Annotated in this window: 13 protein-coding genes, 1 tRNA gene and 2 rRNA genes; 7 read left to right on the forward strand and 9 right to left on the reverse strand. The window is 43.0% G+C overall.

Translation table 11 applies throughout. The annotated features are described in order from the left end of the window. Nucleotides 1-13 precede the first annotated feature (13 nt). On the reverse strand, nt 14-277 hold the full coding sequence (gene rpsT / locus AS219_RS03230) for a 30S ribosomal protein S20 (protein ID WP_067980025.1): 264 nt from the start codon (nt 275-277) through the stop codon (nt 14-16). Nucleotides 278-738: 461 nt separating this feature from the next. On the opposite strand from rpsT, the gene pyrF reads away from it, so the two are divergent. After that, nucleotides 739-1,425 carry an orotidine-5'-phosphate decarboxylase gene (gene pyrF / locus AS219_RS03235; protein WP_067980028.1) on the forward strand — a complete coding sequence of 229 codons (687 nt, stop codon included), beginning with the start codon at nt 739-741 and terminating at the stop codon, nt 1,423-1,425. 38 nt (nt 1,426-1,463) lie between these two features. On the opposite strand, the gene AS219_RS03240 is transcribed toward pyrF, so the two are convergent. Beyond that, complete coding sequence (locus AS219_RS03240) at nt 1,464-2,165, reverse strand: TerC family protein (RefSeq protein ID WP_067980031.1); 702 nt, start codon at nt 2,163-2,165, stop codon at nt 1,464-1,466. Nucleotides 2,166-2,659: 494 nt separating this feature from the next. Here AS219_RS03240 and AS219_RS03245 point away from each other — a divergent pair, with 494 nt between their 5' ends. The 3 genes from AS219_RS03245 (at nt 2,660) to AS219_RS03255 (ending at nt 6,329) form a co-directional block, all read left to right on the forward strand. After that, a complete protein-coding gene (locus AS219_RS03245; RefSeq protein ID WP_067980034.1) occupies nt 2,660-4,168 on the forward strand; it encodes an acyl-CoA carboxylase subunit beta in 1,509 nt (502 codons plus the stop codon). 107 nt (nt 4,169-4,275) lie between these two features. After that, a complete protein-coding gene (locus AS219_RS03250) occupies nt 4,276-4,839 on the forward strand; it encodes a hypothetical protein (RefSeq protein WP_231861856.1) in 564 nt (187 codons plus the stop codon). Nucleotides 4,840-5,018: 179 nt separating this feature from the next. Next, complete coding sequence (locus tag AS219_RS03255; RefSeq protein WP_067980040.1) at nt 5,019-6,329, forward strand: TolC family protein; 1,311 nt, start codon at nt 5,019-5,021, stop codon at nt 6,327-6,329. A 168-nt stretch (nt 6,330-6,497) separates the two neighbouring features. Here the strand turns inward: AS219_RS03255 and ispG are convergent, their stop codons facing one another. From ispG to AS219_RS03280, 5 genes are all read right to left on the reverse strand, one after another. After that, the gene (ispG, locus tag AS219_RS03260; protein ID WP_067980042.1) at nt 6,498-7,742 is read right to left on the reverse strand and encodes a flavodoxin-dependent (E)-4-hydroxy-3-methylbut-2-enyl-diphosphate synthase; all 1,245 of its coding nucleotides are present in this window, start codon (nt 7,740-7,742) and stop codon (nt 6,498-6,500) included. A gap of 51 nt (nt 7,743-7,793) precedes the next feature. Continuing rightward, a complete protein-coding gene (locus tag AS219_RS03265; RefSeq protein ID WP_231861857.1) occupies nt 7,794-8,471 on the reverse strand; it encodes an inositol monophosphatase family protein in 678 nt (225 codons plus the stop codon). A gap of 126 nt (nt 8,472-8,597) precedes the next feature. Next, a complete protein-coding gene (gene pdhA / locus AS219_RS03270; RefSeq protein ID WP_067980048.1) occupies nt 8,598-9,566 on the reverse strand; it encodes a pyruvate dehydrogenase (acetyl-transferring) E1 component subunit alpha in 969 nt (322 codons plus the stop codon). A gap of 55 nt (nt 9,567-9,621) precedes the next feature. Next, nucleotides 9,622-9,730: ribosomal RNA gene (gene rrf, locus AS219_RS03275) — 5S ribosomal RNA — on the reverse strand. A 52-nt stretch (nt 9,731-9,782) separates the two neighbouring features. After that, a 23S ribosomal RNA gene (locus AS219_RS03280) occupies nt 9,783-12,561 on the reverse strand. A 363-nt stretch (nt 12,562-12,924) separates the two neighbouring features. On the opposite strand from AS219_RS03280, the gene AS219_RS03285 reads away from it, so the two are divergent. The 3 genes from AS219_RS03285 to pstB all read left to right on the forward strand — a co-directional run bounded on the left by AS219_RS03285 (nt 12,925) and on the right by pstB (nt 15,087). Then, entirely contained in the window at nt 12,925-13,767 is an 843-nt protein-coding gene (locus AS219_RS03285; protein ID WP_067980051.1) for a 4-hydroxybenzoate octaprenyltransferase, read from the forward strand. After that, a complete protein-coding gene (locus AS219_RS03290; protein ID WP_067980054.1) occupies nt 13,764-14,222 on the forward strand; it encodes a flavin reductase family protein in 459 nt (152 codons plus the stop codon). The genes AS219_RS03285 and AS219_RS03290 overlap by 4 nt, the downstream gene beginning before the upstream one ends. A 97-nt stretch (nt 14,223-14,319) precedes the next feature. Then, nucleotides 14,320-15,087: a phosphate ABC transporter ATP-binding protein PstB gene (pstB, locus tag AS219_RS03295; RefSeq protein WP_067980056.1), complete on the forward strand. Its 768-nt coding sequence runs from the start codon at nt 14,320-14,322 to the stop codon at nt 15,085-15,087. Between the two features lie 99 nt (nt 15,088-15,186). Here pstB and AS219_RS03300 read toward each other — a convergent pair. Then, nucleotides 15,187-15,262 (reverse strand) — tRNA-Arg (locus AS219_RS03300). A 502-nt stretch (nt 15,263-15,764) separates the two neighbouring features. Next, entirely contained in the window at nt 15,765-16,208 is a 444-nt protein-coding gene (gene smpB, locus AS219_RS03305; RefSeq protein ID WP_067980060.1) for an SsrA-binding protein SmpB, read from the reverse strand. Nucleotides 16,209-16,221 lie beyond the last annotated feature (13 nt).

The raw sequence follows: 16,221 nt of genomic DNA on the forward strand, positions 1-16,221 counted from the left end.
CTAAAAAACAAGATCAAGCCATTTTCTTTATATGCCCAGAGAGTCTACTGACAATTCGAGCAGCCCTGTTCTTATGTAGAACACCCTTCGTGACACCTCTGTGAATCTCTGGCTGGGCAACCCTCAAAGCCTCAGCAGCAGCCGATTTAGGCCCAACAGCGATCGCCTGTCTCACCTTCCTTACGAAGGTCTTTATACGGCTCATACGCATCTTGTTGATCAAAGTTCTTCGCTTGATCTTGCGAACCATCTTCCTCGCGCTAGCAGTGTTTGCCATTCCTTTACATCATTTACTTTTTACTCTAACACCGACGGCACAAACAAAGAGATTGTCCGTGCGTCCGTGGCTGCTATAATACAACAGTCAAAATGGCATTTCAACAATCTTGTTTCCGACAAAACAGTCAGCAGTTATGTAACTTTTAATAAAACTCTCTGTGACTAACGATTAGTGTTATGGGTGTTCTTATGTGCCCTCCGGCGATTTTTCCACATAAAACGATTTTTCCACATAAAAGGATGGGAACAGTCTACATTTTGATCGATAAACAAATTAGTTAAGTAACTTCTTGGGCAATGCCTAATACAAACAGGATGGACTGGAAAATGTCGCAACGCTTCATCACTGTAATTGCAAACCTGTGAAGTCGTATGTGTAAATATTCAACTGTGGATCATGTAGAAAATCGAGTACTATGTTACATGTACCGATGGGATAAATACAGCAAACCATAGAAAGTGAAACCAAAAATCATCTGTGCAGTAGATAATCCTGATTTTGGATACTCGTACTCGCTAGTGAACAGCATATTGGAATACGTGCATGTTATAAAACTTGGGTTAGAGTTTTTTTCTTCGTGCGGTATTGCAGGTATTGAGAAAATCGCTGCTCTTGGGCTACCAATTTTCCTGGACCTCAAATTGCATGATATTCCCAATACAGTTGCTAGAACTATTAGCGTTATCAAGCAGATGGAATGTGTTGACTTCCTTACTGTCCATATCACTGGTGGTACGGAAATGCTCATGGCTGCTAAGGAAGCACTTCAGGATACCGGAACACTTTTAATTGGAGTTTCTGTTTTGACAAGTCTCGTACAAAAGGATCTAGAGAATAACGGCATTGAGATTCCTCTACCGGACTATGTGAAAAAACTGTCTATATTTGCGAAAAAATGCGGTCTAGATGGTGTCGTATGTTCGAATCAAGAGGCCCATATAGTGCGACAAGTTTGTGGAAAGGAATTTACAATCATCACACCGGGAGTCGTCAGTGCATACTCTGATGATCAAAAAAGAGTCTCTCAAATTTCAGCATTAAAAAACAGCGTTTCCGATTACATAGTCATCGGTAGAGCAATAACACGTGCATCAGATCCAGTAAAAGCGACTAGGGAAATAATTTCTTCACTGACGAACAAATAGGCCACTGCGAGATTTCAATATACACAGATCAGAAGCACCTAACTCTTTCCGGTAGTGCTCCTGCATTTTTGTGCAATATTGCACAGCTGCACAATCAGCGAGAAAGCAAATGCGAAATATAGGTGTGACTTGCTAAACTCGATGTGCAACCCTTCCGAGAACAAAAGAGCTCCTATGGATATAACGAATACAAGTGCAAGTGTTTTCAACTCCGGGAATCGTTCTATCCATTTTGACACAGAGCCTGCCGTGACGGTCATAAAGATAATCGTTAAAGTAAAAGCCAACCCTATGAGAAAAATATTCTTGGTAATCGCAACCGCCGTAAGGATAGAATCTACTGAAAACACGAGGTCTACAAATGCAACGTAACACACAGCAAGAAAACTGCTCTTCACCTCGTAGTGAATATCTTTCGACCTAACACACTGTGCAAGTTCTATTATACCCTTAAACAAGAGAAATACCCCACCAACTAGGAAAACTATATCCTGCAGTGAAAGCGAATAGAACACCGGTTTTTTCAGCGTCAGAACAAACGAGACGCAGAGGAGCATCAGCAGACGGAGTAAAAGAGCAAGTCCAAGCCCAATATACCTGACAGTGGCCCCATTACGCATTTTACCGGTGACAATTGCAATGAAAACAATGTTGTCTATACCGAGTATCACCTCAAGGAAAAGGAGTACTAAGAAGACACCGAGCTCAGAAAACACATTGAAACTCAAACCATGAATCACAGAAAGTCTGGCATCCCCGTACCACTAAGCAAGGCTGCTTCATCAGCAAATAAGACTACCATACTCTAGCAAAGAGAAGAGAGCACTATCAACACACCAAAAACGACATGATATTTATACTCAAAAGTGCCCAATTTCATATTGATTTTCCTAAAGATTCACTTCTTTCTGTCAGATAAATCTGAAAAAATTGTTACGTAGCACTATATTTTTATTGCATAGCACCACGCCTGTATCTAAAAAAATGAGATTGATAAAACACCAGTGGCAACAGATACGGATAATAATTTGCATTCACTACATGAAAATGGAACACGAAACATAATTCAGGTACCACGCACTGCAAAACCCTACACGCCACTTGTAGATTAGGGAAACGCAAAGCACAGAAAGGGTTGATTTGATAACATTATTACTACATCTTTTAAACCGCTTTATTGACCGCAAACAGATCAATTAGATATAATACATTCTACCAGTCAGGCACCTTTAGCATGCAAAAATCTCTTCAGCTTTCCCTGGGTGAGTCAACAAAAACGCAATCTCCAACTTCTAAGCTTACTGCCCGCGAGAGACTAGAAATCCTATTCGATGATGGGAAATTTGTGGAGATCGATAGTTTGGTTCGCCACAGATGTACAAATTTTGGACTTGAAAAAAAATCCATAGATGGGGATGGTGTCATTGCGGCACATGGGCAAATCAATGGGAGGAGTGTCTTTGCGTATTCGCAAGATTTTTCAGTTTTTGGCGGCTCACTCAGCGAAAAGAATGCTTCGAAAATCTGCAAAATTATGGACCTTGCAGCCAAGACTCGTGCTCCAATCATCGGGATAAACGATTCTGGTGGTGCAAGGATACAAGAAGGTGTTGATTCTCTTGGTGGATACGGTGAGATATTCTTGCGCAATGTTCAACTTTCTGGCGTTGTACCACAAATTTCATTGATTATGGGACCGTGTGCTGGCGGTGCTGTATACTCACCTGCATTGACCGACTTTATTTTCATGGTTAAAGACACGAGCTACATGTTCGTTACCGGCCCAAAAGTTGTGAAGACCGTTCTCAAGGAAGATCTTACACAAAACGAGCTTGGTGGTTCCGAGATACACACGAAAAAATCAGGCGTATGCGATAAAGCATTCGAAAACTCCGTCGAGATGCTTATTATGGTGAGAAATTTTCTTGATTTTCTGCCACAAAACAACATCGAGGCCCCACGTCAAAAAGAATGTACTGATTCCGTGTTCAGACAGATCGAGTGGTTAGATCGTTCTACTCCGGTAGTGTCAAACTTGCCATATGATATGGGTAATATCATACGGGCAATAGTCGATGATGGAGAGTTCTTTGAACTTTCGCCTGATTTTGCGAAAAATGTATTGATCGGTTTTGCTCATATTGGCGGAATTTGTATAGGTGTTGTTGCAAATCAACCATCTATTTTGGCAGGCTGTCTTGATATCAATTCTTCTAGAAAGGCAGCACGCTTTGTTCGTTTCTGTGACGCATTTAATATCCCGATCCTTACGCTCGTTGATGTACCAGGTTTCTTACCTGGATCCTCTCAAGAACAAAATGCAATAATAAAACACGGAGCAAAACTGCTTTACGCGTATGCTGAAGCAACAGTCCCAAAAGTGACACTCATTGTAAAGAAGGCTTATGGTGGCGCCTATATAGTGATGGGATCAAAACATCTTGGTGGAGACATAAACTTTTCTTGGCCAAATGCAGAAATTGCTGTCATGGGACCAGAAGCAGCCGTAGAAATCGTGTTTAAGCGAGAAATCGATACACCAGACAGAATAGATAGAATCAGGGAATTGGCATCAGATTACAGAGCGCAGATTGCAAATCCAAGAATACCTGCCGCGCGCGGATACTTGGACGATATAATAAAACCTTCGGATAGCAGAAGAAAAATAGCAGAAGCCTTCAGAATGCTGGCTGGCAAGAAAATGGAAAAACCTTGGAGGAAACACGATAATCTTCCGCTCTAACCAGCACTATAGATCGAATACGTCAACGAGACTACACCAGACATGACGGTCCATGTGGAATTGCAGTTATACTCTGGTTAGTTTTTATGTGGTAGCATTGCAGAGAGTTGTCCATTTCGCCTATGCGTCTGCCTTTCTTACTATTCGTTGTTCTAGCAGTAAGCACCGGATTTGCAGCAGCAAATCCTATTATGGAGTATTTTTTAACAATGAGTTACGTGGAGGGTGGCATGGAGCCTTGTGCATCCGTTGTTGAACGCCTTGGTGACTCCAATAAAAGGACTCAGTTTTTACGTGTGCTTGCATCTATACAATCAGTTGGGAAAAGTTCCGTAAACATGGAACAAATAGCTCAAACACTTGAAAGGGCAATCACGTATTGCAACGCCTGTCCTTCCTCGACCTTTGGTATAGCTCTAGTGAATGCTGTAAGAAATTATGATTCAACGAAATGGTGCAAGGACCAGTCTGAAAACAAACTGTATGAAAGCACGAATAATGCTAGTATCAGCACAACAAGTACAACCCTAAATTCAAATGCAATTAAGAGTAAGAGTAGAAGTAATACCCAAATATACCAATACGACGGTAGTAATCACTCAAACAATAAACAACCTAGACGTTCTCAAACTAGATCAGACAAAACCAATGACGTACAAATCATTGAATAGCGCACTAGTCTGATTTCGGAAACGCGAATCCATGAATATCTACAATTGTTATAGCGGAAGTAAAGTAAACAACCATTTCGCAGTATTCGAATTCTAAAAGCGAGACAGATTCCTATGGGAACATTTTGAAATATAGGCTTATAGGTGCTACTATTGCGCTTTGTTCTTTGCATGTGAAGATGCGCCTTTTGGTTTTTTTACTGCTATGGCTTTCACTTGTAGGTTTTGCATATCCCTACAGCCTGGAGGATGCATTTCACGACACACTGCTCAACAACGACACAGTAAAATCTTTATCAAAGCAGCACGAGCTCGCATCTTTAAGAAAAAAGATGTCTATCTCGGAACTCCTTCCAGTGGCCTCACTTGGACTGCTACATGATTTTGACAGCAAGTTTTGGTCACCTGCAGGAAGCACTAAAGCAAACCCAGTAATTGGACTGACTGTGACACAGAATATTGGTAATCCCTTTGCCCCACTGTCTAAATTACTCTTAGCAAAGCATGACTATCTCAATGCGACCTTCCTATATGCCGATGCCATTCACAATGTTATGTTGCATGTCATCCATGCCTACCTGGAAGCAATCAGAACAGAGGAGATCCTCACTCTCCATAAGGAAACCATACGTGCACTGGAAATAAATCTGGACGCAGTGCAAAAGTCGCTGAAATTAGGCGAAAGTACAAAAGGAGAACTAGCATACGCAAAAGCGAAGCTCCTGTCGGCACGATCTCAGTTTTTGGAAAGCAAAAATAAGGCCGAGAGTAGTAGAGCATCTCTCTACCACCTGGTTGGAAGGAAAAGCATGCACACAAAGCTCGAAGACCCTATTTTGAAAGTGCAGTACTTGCCACAGACTCTACAAGAGTGTGTTACTCTTGCATTTGCAAATAATGCTCCTATAAAAGCAGCGAGGAACGCTATAAAGTCAGCAAAATTGAGGGTAATGGAAAGTATGGGAAGGTGGCTTCCAGCAATGAGCCTTGAAACAACATTACGTTATGTGCCATCCGAAGAAAACATAGCTGGTGGATTTCGGAGAGTTGGTGCACAAACGACAATCAGTATAGGTATGCCACTCTTCACAGGAGGCAGAAACACTTTGGCCGTAGCAATAGCATATGAAGATAGGTCTCTTAAGGAACACGAGTACCACGCAAAAAGCAAACTTCTGGAGGAAGAGGTCCAAAACACGTGGAACGATTACCACAATGCTTTACTCTTAGCATCTGCATTAAAAGAACTTGTAAAAGCAAGCAATATTGCTGCCGATAGTATCAGGCAGGAAGCACAGCTTAATCTTAAAAGCAACCTGAATGTGATAGATGCTGAATTAGAGTTGTTAAAAGTGAAGACGCAGCTCAGACAGGCAGAAGCCGCAAAGGTAGGTGCGTTCTACAAGCTTCTTTTTATGATATACGGAGACAGGGCACTAGACATACTGCTCAGGGAAGATTTTAGCACATCCACACAGCAAAAGTCGTGATTCCCATGGACGCGGATCTAGTCTAACGTTATAGGACACACTAGTTTTCGACGCACTCTAAAGCAATTCGCTTTGATTCCTCAAGAGCACTTCGCCTAACTTTTTGGCATATACTTGTCCCTGATGTACTCTAAAGCAATTCGCTTTGATTCCTCAAGAGCACTTCGCCTAACTTTTTGGCGTATACTTGTCCCTGATGTACTCTAAAATAATTCGCTTTGATTCCTCGAGAATGTTTGTGCCAGTAAGTTTTGCTGAAAGTTTTCCGTCAACAAAAACCGCTGCTACCATATTCTCATTATAACCAGGTAGACTAATACCTATATCCGCATGCTTGCTCTCACCAGGACCATTAACAATACACCCCATCACCGCAAGTTTTAAATTCTCAACACCTGGATAAAGTTTCTGCCAATCAAAAAGATTATCGCTTATAAAATCATTCAGATCATTGCTAAGCTGCTGAAAATAATTTCCATTCGTCCTTCCACAACCAGGACATGAAGTAACCTGAGGGGCAAAGACCCTTAAACCTATTGACTGCAATATCAACTTACATGTTTCGACCTCTATTACTCTCGACTCGCCGGGTTTCTGCGTTAGAGAAGCGCGTATTGTATCGCCAATACCCCTATTAAGAAGTACTGAGAGTGCTGCAGTCGTTTTTATTATTCCTGAGGTACCTATACCTGCTTCTGTCAGTCCCAAGTGCAGCGGATAACAACATTGCTCGGCCAAGGAAGAGTAAACAGCTACTAAATCCTGAAAATTGCTTACCTTACAGGAAAGTATGATTTTATCTGGTGATAGTCCAACCTGCTCAGCACGCTTAGCACTGGCCAAGACAGACTGAATCAGTGCACATCTCAGTACTTCATGGTAGGAGCTTGGTTTCTCCTTTTTCGCATTATCATCCATTATTTGACGCAACACCGATTGGTCTAGACTCCCCCAGTTAACACCAATTCTAACTGGAAGATCGTGTTTGCAAATCAACTCAATTACTTTGTCAAAATTTGCATCCCTTTTTGAACCAAATCCTATATTACCTGGATTAATTCTTATCTTACCCAGAGAGCTGATCGCTTCAGCTTGGGTTTCAAGCACGCGCTTAATCTCATACTGACCACATCCAACAAGCGGAACTTTTTCAAAGCCAGACTTATCCAGATTTTCCCTTATGTAAGGAATCGCTGCTGCAGCCTTCTCACTGTCTATTGCAATCCTTATTAGCTCAGAACCAGCCATAGCTAAAGCCACAGCTTCACGTGATTCATCTACAGCTATTGCTGATACGTCATCTGGATTTGTTCTGCTTCCAGAGGTCATGGACTGCACGACTATCGGGTTTCCTCCACCTATCTTAACGCCAGCTACGTTAACAACAAGCGACTTCCTATCGAGTTCAGACATCACAACCTAAAATTTACTGATTATAACCTTACCTGAAAAGCGAGTCCGCCTTTACCGAGTCACACCCAGCAATTGCTTGAACTTTTCACATAAATCCAGGTGCGCAAATAACACCATATCCCGAAACCACAATTCTTTTCCCCCACTCTCTGCTATCAGCAATCTTATCAGCAACAACAACTCCGGATTAACATCTCCTACTTTTAGAAGTAGAATATCTCCCCTGCCAGAAGCAACATAACAGGCAGCCAGACTATTGCAACCTAACATTCTGCGTCCCGCAAGACTTAATTGATTTTCCACACAATCAAGAAAGACTACTGCTTTAGTGATATCCAAAGTTACACAGTTTTTTATTTTCAGACGCATCGTCCCTCCAAGATCTTCAAGATAAGCTCCTGAAGATAACTCCGCATAAAACGTAGTATGAGTCATAGGAAGCTCAACAAGACAAGCAAAGGCCTTACCATCTTTTTTTATCAGCACAGAAACCGTAAAGTCCGGTATACCGCGGAAAAAATTTTCTCTTCCATCTATTGGAAAAAGAACAAACTCGTACCTGGATCCGGTAGCAGCATTATAACTGTCGAGCTCGGACAATAACTTCGATCGTAAACGTTCATGCGTCACCTGAACAAACGACGATAAATTTGGGTAACCTTGTAAACGCTGTATCTCATGGAAATCTCTGACAAGTGAATTACACACCCTGCGAATTACTTCACTCACCTTCCTCACAATGCTCGAGCGCATCATCATTATTCGATTCCACACGGGAAACACCGAAATGCTAACACCACGGAAAAAAATTGCAAGCCATATGAAGACTCACAACTTTCTCATAGAAAGCAACTCTTACTCTGAATAAATATCTGTCATAAGACTCGCCTGACAAGGAAAAGTAGAAGCGCGAGCATAAGCCACACTGCTTGATACCTGTTCCTTAACTACTTTCTGTACACGCTCCAGCTCACTGGACAACACACCTGCCTGCAGAAGCAAGGCCTCCACACCTTTCAGAGGATCCCGCTTCTTAAAAGAGCAAACCTCCTCCTTCGATCTGTAAAAAGCTGGATCAGACATCGAATGTCCCTTGAATCGATAAGTTTTATACTCCACAAGAACCGGACCATTGCCGTTCCGCACATGCTCAACCGCATCCATTGTGACACGAATCACATCCATGAGATCCATACCATCAGCCGAGTAGCCAGGTATACCAAACGATTCGCCCCTGTTAGAAAGTGAAGGATTAGCACATACACTCTCAACAGAACTACCCATAGCGTACATGTTATTCTCCACAACATAAAGGACGGGAAGCTTCCATAAAGCGGCCATATTAAAAGATTCATAGACCTGCCCTTGATTAACCGCTCCATCCCCAAAGCAGCTTGCAACAACAGCCTTAGATCCCCTATACTTCTCTGCGAAAGCAATTCCTGTGCCAAGAGAAACTTGCGAACCAACAATACCATGACCCCCAAAGAAATTCCTTTCAGGATCAAACATATGCATTGACCCACCCTTACCAGCAGAACAACCAGAAGACTTTCCCAAAAGCTCAGCCATCATAACGTCGGGAGAAGAACCTCGAGCAAGCATCATACCATGATCCCTATAACTGGTAATGATAGAGTCTTCTCTACCCAAACAATATTCCAAACCAACAGCAACTGCTTCCTGCCCTATGTAAAGATGACAAAACCCACATATCTCACCCATGCTGTAAAGCTGCCCAGCCTTCTCTTCGAAGCGCCGGATCAAAAGCATTCTCTCATAAAGAGGAAGAAGAACCGACGAATCTAAAGGTTCGAGCAACATACGTTCGAGACACTAACCAAACACGCAGCCATGCAAAATGTCTGTGATTTCAAGGACCTAGCAACCACCTACTCTCCCACATAAGCAGTACCATCGGCGCAAAAAGGTTTCACTTTCGAGTTCGGAATGGAGTCGAGTGTTTCACTTTCGCTATTATCACTAGACCCATGAAATCACAGAAAGTAGGCTCAGTCCTGTACATAAAATCCAAGACTAAACTGTAAATCGATCGGGCTATTAGTACTGGTAAGCTCAACGCGTTGCCGCGCTTACACACCCAGCCTATCAACGTGGTAGTCTCCCACGGCCCTATAGGGAAATTTAGTTTTGAGGTGGACTTCCCGCTTAGATGCTTTCAGCAGTTATTCCTTCCATACGTAGCTACCCAGCGGTGCCCCTGGCGGGACAACTGGTACACAATTGGTATGTCCAACTCGGTCCTCTCGTACTAGAGTTAGCTCCTCTCAAATTTCCAACACCCACGGCAGATAGAAACCGAACTGTCTCACGACGTTCTAAACCCAACTCACGTACCACTTTAATCGGCGAACAGCCGAACCCTTGGGACCTTCTACAGCCCCAGGATGTGATGAGTCGACATCGAGGTGGCAAACAGCGTCGTCGATATGAACTCTTGGACGCTATTACCCTGTTATCCCCGGCGTACCTTTTATCCGTTGAGCGATGACCCTTCCACGCGGAATCACCGGATCACTATAACCGACTTTCGTCTCTGCTCGGCTTGTCAGCCTCGCAGTCAGGCAGGCTTATGCTATTATACTCGACGACTGATTTCCAACCAGCCTGAGCCTACCATTGCACGCCTCCGTTACTCTTTAGGAGGCGACCGCCCCAGTCAAACTGCCCACCATACACTGTCCTCGCTCTCGATAAGAAAGCAGAGTTAGATATCAATAACAGGAAGGTTGGTATCTCAACAACGACTCCACCCAGACTAGCGCCTGAGTTTCACTGTCTCCCAACTATCCTGCACATCCTGTCATTAATACCAATGTAAAGCTACAGTAAAGGTGCACGGGGTCTCTTCGTCTGACCGCAGGTACCCCGCATCTTCACGGGGAGTTCAATTTCGCTGAGTTAATGTTGGAGACAGCGGGGAAGTCGTTACGCCATTCGTGCAGGTCGGAACTTACCCGACAAGGAATTTCGCTACCTTAGGACCGTCAGTGTTACGGCCGCCGTTCACCGGGGCTTCAATTCAAAGCTATTCACCTCTCCTATTAACCTTCCGGCACCGGGCAGGCGTCAGACCCTATACTTCCACTTACGTGTTCGCAGAGTCCTGTGTTTTTAGTAAACAGTCGCTACCCCCTGGCTTGTGCCACCTTATCGTGGTTGCCCACAACAAGGTCATCCTTCTCCCGAAGTTACGGATGTAATTTGCCGAGTTCCTTCAACATCATTATCTCAATCACCTAAGTATACTCTACCCACTTACCTGTGTCGGTTTGCGGTACGGCCTATATGTAAGAGCTATTTCTTGGAGCCGCATAAGCAGCACTCTCAATCCAATAAGAGAATACCACCACAGCAACCCGTCACTACTTACAGGTCAAGGAATATTAACCTTGTTTCCATCGACTACCCCTTTCGGACTCGTCTTAGGGACCGACTAACCCTGCTCAGATTAACTTTAAACAGGAAACCTTAAGTTTTCGGTGGGAGTGTTTTTCACACTCCTTACGCTACTCATGTCAGCATTTGCACTTCCAATACCTCCACCCGACCTCACGGTCGACCTTCAACGGCTTATGGAACGCTCCGCTACCATTGCTGCGGGGATACCCGCAACAATCCGCATTTTCGGTATACAACTTTAGCCCCGGTACATCTTCGGCGCAGGAAAGCTTATTTAGACTAGTGAGCTGTTACGCTTTCTTTAAAGGATGGCTGCTTCTAAGCCCACCTCCTAGCTGTCTTGGCCTTCCAACATCCTTCCACACTTAGTTGCAATTTGGGGACCTTAAATGGCGGTCTGGACTGTTTTCCTCTTCACCACGGATCTTAGCACCCGTAGTGTGTCTGCCGCAGAACTATTACTGGTATTCGGAGTTTAGCTGAGCTCAGTAAGATTTTACTCCCCCTAACCCATCAAGTGCTCTACCCCCAGCAATATGTATTATGCGACGCTCTACCTAAATAGATTTCGCGGAGAACCAGCTATTTCCAGGTTTGATTGGCCTTTCACCCCTAGCCACAGCTCATCCCCTGGTATTGCAACACCAGTGGGTTCGACCCTCCAGTACGTCTTACCGCACCTTCAGTCTGGCCATAGCTAGATCACCTGGTTTCGGGTCTAATCCATTGAACTAATCGCCCTATTAAGACTCGCTTTCGCTACGCCTACACCTGATACGGCTTAAGCTTGCTCAATAAATTAAGTCGCTGACCCATTATACAAAAGGTACGCCGTCACCCGCAGACACCGTCCCGAAGGACGATGCTCAGGCTCCGACTGTTTGTAAGTGTCCGATTTCAGGATCTATTTCACTCCCCTAACAGGGGTTCTTTTCACCTTTCCCTCACGGTACTAGTTCACTATCGGTCGCCAAGTAGTATTTAGGCTTGGAGGGTGGTCCCCCCACGTTCAGACAGGATTTCACGTGTCCCGCCTTACTCGAGGACTTGAACAAGCATTACCTATACGGGGCTATCACCCTATCTTGCTGCCCTTTCCAGAGCATTCTAGTTTTCTTGTCCAAGCCACTGGCCTGGTCCGCGTTCGCTCGTCACTACTAGCGGAATCTCGGTTGATTTCTTTTCCTCCAGCTACTTAGATATTTCAGTTCGCTGGGTTCGCTTTACATACCTATGAATTCAGTATGCAATGACTAGCAAGCTAGTCGGGTTTCCCCATTCGGAGATCCACGGATAAACGTTTTTTGGCAACTACCCGCGGCTTATCGCAGCCTAACACGTCCTTCTTCGCCTCTTGGCACCAAGGCATCCATCAGACACTCTTAGTTTTTTACAGTATACATCTTAGGTTATGTACAGAACAAAACCTACTTATCATACTTCTGTTTTATTTGAGACCTATTAATCTTTCAAACTTTTCAAACAACACGCTGCGCGAACAGCGACGGCTGTGCATCCACCGAAACCGGCGTTTTTTGAAGCACGTGTTCCCAGGTTACATGCAAAGAAAAACAATGTCAACGGTTCGATTTTCTTGGATTTCACCGAACCCATAAAACAAAAGACTCACTTTGAACCTTGAGCGTCCATGAATGCATACCTTATCTTCGTAGTTTACACACTCGAATTTCACTCCTTCGCGTGGTATTACAAAAATGAAACTTAAACTTACAACTTCCTAATAGAACTACCTTGAAAAATGAAAATTAAAAAGTATGCTTCCCTGATCCGGTTCCAGAGTCTTAGCGGAATGTGGTTGTGTTTTTTTCCCGCTTTGTTCGTAGTCGCACTTCTTGGAAATAGTGTCTACTCGTTTTTGTGGATTCCATTTTTTCTTTTGGGTGCTTTTTTGGTAAGATCAGCAGGTTGTATTGCAAATGATATTGCTGACCGCAACATCGATGGAAAAGTCAAAAGAACGTCTGCAAGGCCTTTAGCATCTGGAGAAATAAGTGTCACCGAAGCAATACTGTTGTTCTCAATTCTAGTTATACTAGCAACAGCATTATTGGCTTTTCTTCCTTTTGAAGCAACTGCACTTGGCGCACTCACGATTGTAGGAGTGGTGGTTTATCCATTTTCCAAAAGATATTTTGCTTACCCTCAATTGCTTCTTGCAATTGTCTTCAATGTTGGAGCCCTTTTCGCATCGATTGTAGTTGTAAATTCCATTCACACCTCAGCACTTTTTGTTTATTTTGCTTGTTTTTTCTGGACACTTTACTACGACACGATCTACGGACACCAAGACAAACGCTATGATGCGGCACTTGGATTACATTCTGTTTCACTTGGGAAGTTTGGCTCAAAAGTATGGCTGAAGAAGTACGCAAGGCTAGCACTATCCTTTCTTGCTTTCTCTGCTGTATTACCTGGACTTAACCTTCTGTATTACATTGGCTTAGCAGCCCTCTTCTTTATGGAGGAAAAATTTACAGACTCTATAGACTTAGACGATCCAAAAAGCTGTGAAATGACATTCAAGCGAATGAACTTTGTTGGCGTGCTAATTTTTCTTGTTATCCTACTAGGCAGACTATGAGTGATGAAGCCCTATTTAAAGAGTGTATGAGTCGATTTGCTACAGGAGTATCAGTTGTGACAACTGAGTTCATGGGAGAAAAGTACGGAATAACTGTTAATTCACTCTGCTCAGTTTCACTGAAGCCCCAGTTAATCTCATACTGCCTAGATAGAAATTCCAATAGGTTTGACATCTTCTTCCCCGCAACAGACTTTGTGGTGAGCGTATTAGACGAAACAGCTGCACAAACCTCAGTTTCATTCTCGCAGAATAATATCCAAGCGTGGGAAAAGGAATTTTCAACAAGCTTGGAATTGAAAAGAGCATTGTGCTGGATGCATTGTCGTACTAAGTATAGGTACGATGCCGGCGATCACAAAATCATTGTCGCCACGGTAGAAGAAAAAAAGCTTAATGTTTCAAAATCCCTTCCTTTGGTCTACTATAGGAGGGGTTACTGCTCGATTAGATAGACATAGCAGTTAAAGACCCGGAAGGAATCGCGTTTCTCCTAAAATAGCAGTGAGATATGGAACGCGTCTTTCGTAGTAATTAATAGATCTGACTCTTATGTCTTTAGATAAAAAAATCAAAGCATCCGTAAAGAATCTCAACGTTTTCTATAAAGCAAAACATGTCCTTAAAGATATAAACTTCGATATCTACTCAAAATCCGTAACTTCGCTTATAGGCTCGTCCGGATGCGGAAAAACGACCCTTTTGAGATGCTTCAATAGGATGAATGACTTCTTTGATGATTGCAGGATCACGGGTGAGCTATTGATAGACAATTACAATATCTATGCCCCAACAGTAGATGTGGTAATGCTACGTACCAGAGTTGGAATGGTATTTCAAAAACCAAACCCTTTTCCAAAATCAATATATGATAATGTCGCTTACGGTCCGCGGCTCCAAGGAATAACAAACAAACGTGGCCAATTAGACGAAATTGTTTGTAAGAGTCTCCTAAGGAGCGGACTTTGGGAAGAAGTGCACGAGAATCTGCATCAAAATGCAATGGAACTTTCAGGTGGACAGCAACAACGGCTTTGCATAGCTAGAGCTGTAGCAGTCAAGCCAACTATACTCCTAATGGACGAGCCTTGTTCTGCTCTTGACCCAAAAGCAACAAAACTCATAGAGGACCTCGTTATAGAACTAAAAAAGAAGTTCACCATCATAATCGTGACACATTCCATGAAACAAGCACGAAACATTTCCGATTCAATCGTATACCTAGAAAAGGGAAAAATTGTAGAACACGGACAGACAGAAAAAGTGTTCCAAAAATTGAAGGAAGATTCTGTGAGGAACTACTTTAGTACAAACGACTAACAAAAAACGAGGATAAGTTCAAAGACACACCTCGTAAAAATGTAACTCCGCACGCTACAGTAAAAACTTCTAGTCTCCTTTTCCACATTTAATGGTTAATGGTGCACTTGATAGGAATCGAACCTACGGCCTTTGCTTCCGGAGAGCAACGCTCTATCCACTGAGCTACAAGTGCGTACAGCGATCCTAGCACATCAGTTAGCTACTTAGAACAACTTGTTCTTCCATACTGATGGTAGAACTATATCTCTTGGATTGCTCTCATAAGGATCTAAGCTTTGCAAAATAAAAACCATTTGATTTCAACACACTCATTACGTGGAAACAAGCTATGACTCCTATTCAAAATACACGCACGCAGGTAATGAGCTCTATTTGTTCAGTGTCAATACAACAAAATACAGAGACGTAAAAGGAAAAAATCAGAGGGCCACATCCGTGTTTCTATGTCGTTACAGAAATGATCAATCCAAACAAATCAAAATACGCGTCTAGCTCTCAGGGATCTTATACACATCTTAACTGCTCCGCCCAAAAACCCGGAATATCTACTCTTTCGCATTAGTATAGAAAGCAGAATGTGCGTGATATAAAGGAAAAATTGCTTCATCTGCACATAGGGTCCAGGCAATACAAAGTAAAGTGACTGCCTCATAAATAGATAGACGCGTGTATGACTAACTGAAATCCTGCCGGGCCTGCTTCCTTGCCCAATCACGATCCTTGATATCCTGACGCTTGTCATATTTTTTCTTACCTTTTGCTAAGGCAAACCTAACTTTTATAAGCCCATTCTCGTTCACGTATATAGATAATGGAACTAGAGTTAATCCTTTAGTTCTTATTGCACCGGATATTTTGTTTAACTGCCTTTTGTGGACAAGTAATTTACGAGACCTAGTAGGAACGTGATTGAACCTACTTGCAGGCTTATAGGGTGGAACATGCATGTTATTAAGCCATAGCTCAAAACGCCTGAAGGCAACAAAGGCCTCGTTTAATGAAGCTGAATGATATTTCAAAGCCTTAACTTCCGTTCCAAGTAAGACAATCCCGGCTTCAAACTCATCAACTAATGAGTAATCAAATCGGGCTTTTTTATTGGTTGCAATGACTTTCATTATGTAGACGCTA

It is taken from the genome of Neorickettsia sp. 179522, from assembly GCF_001593535.1.
GTDB lineage: Bacteria > Pseudomonadota > Alphaproteobacteria > Rickettsiales > Anaplasmataceae > Neorickettsia > Neorickettsia findlayensis.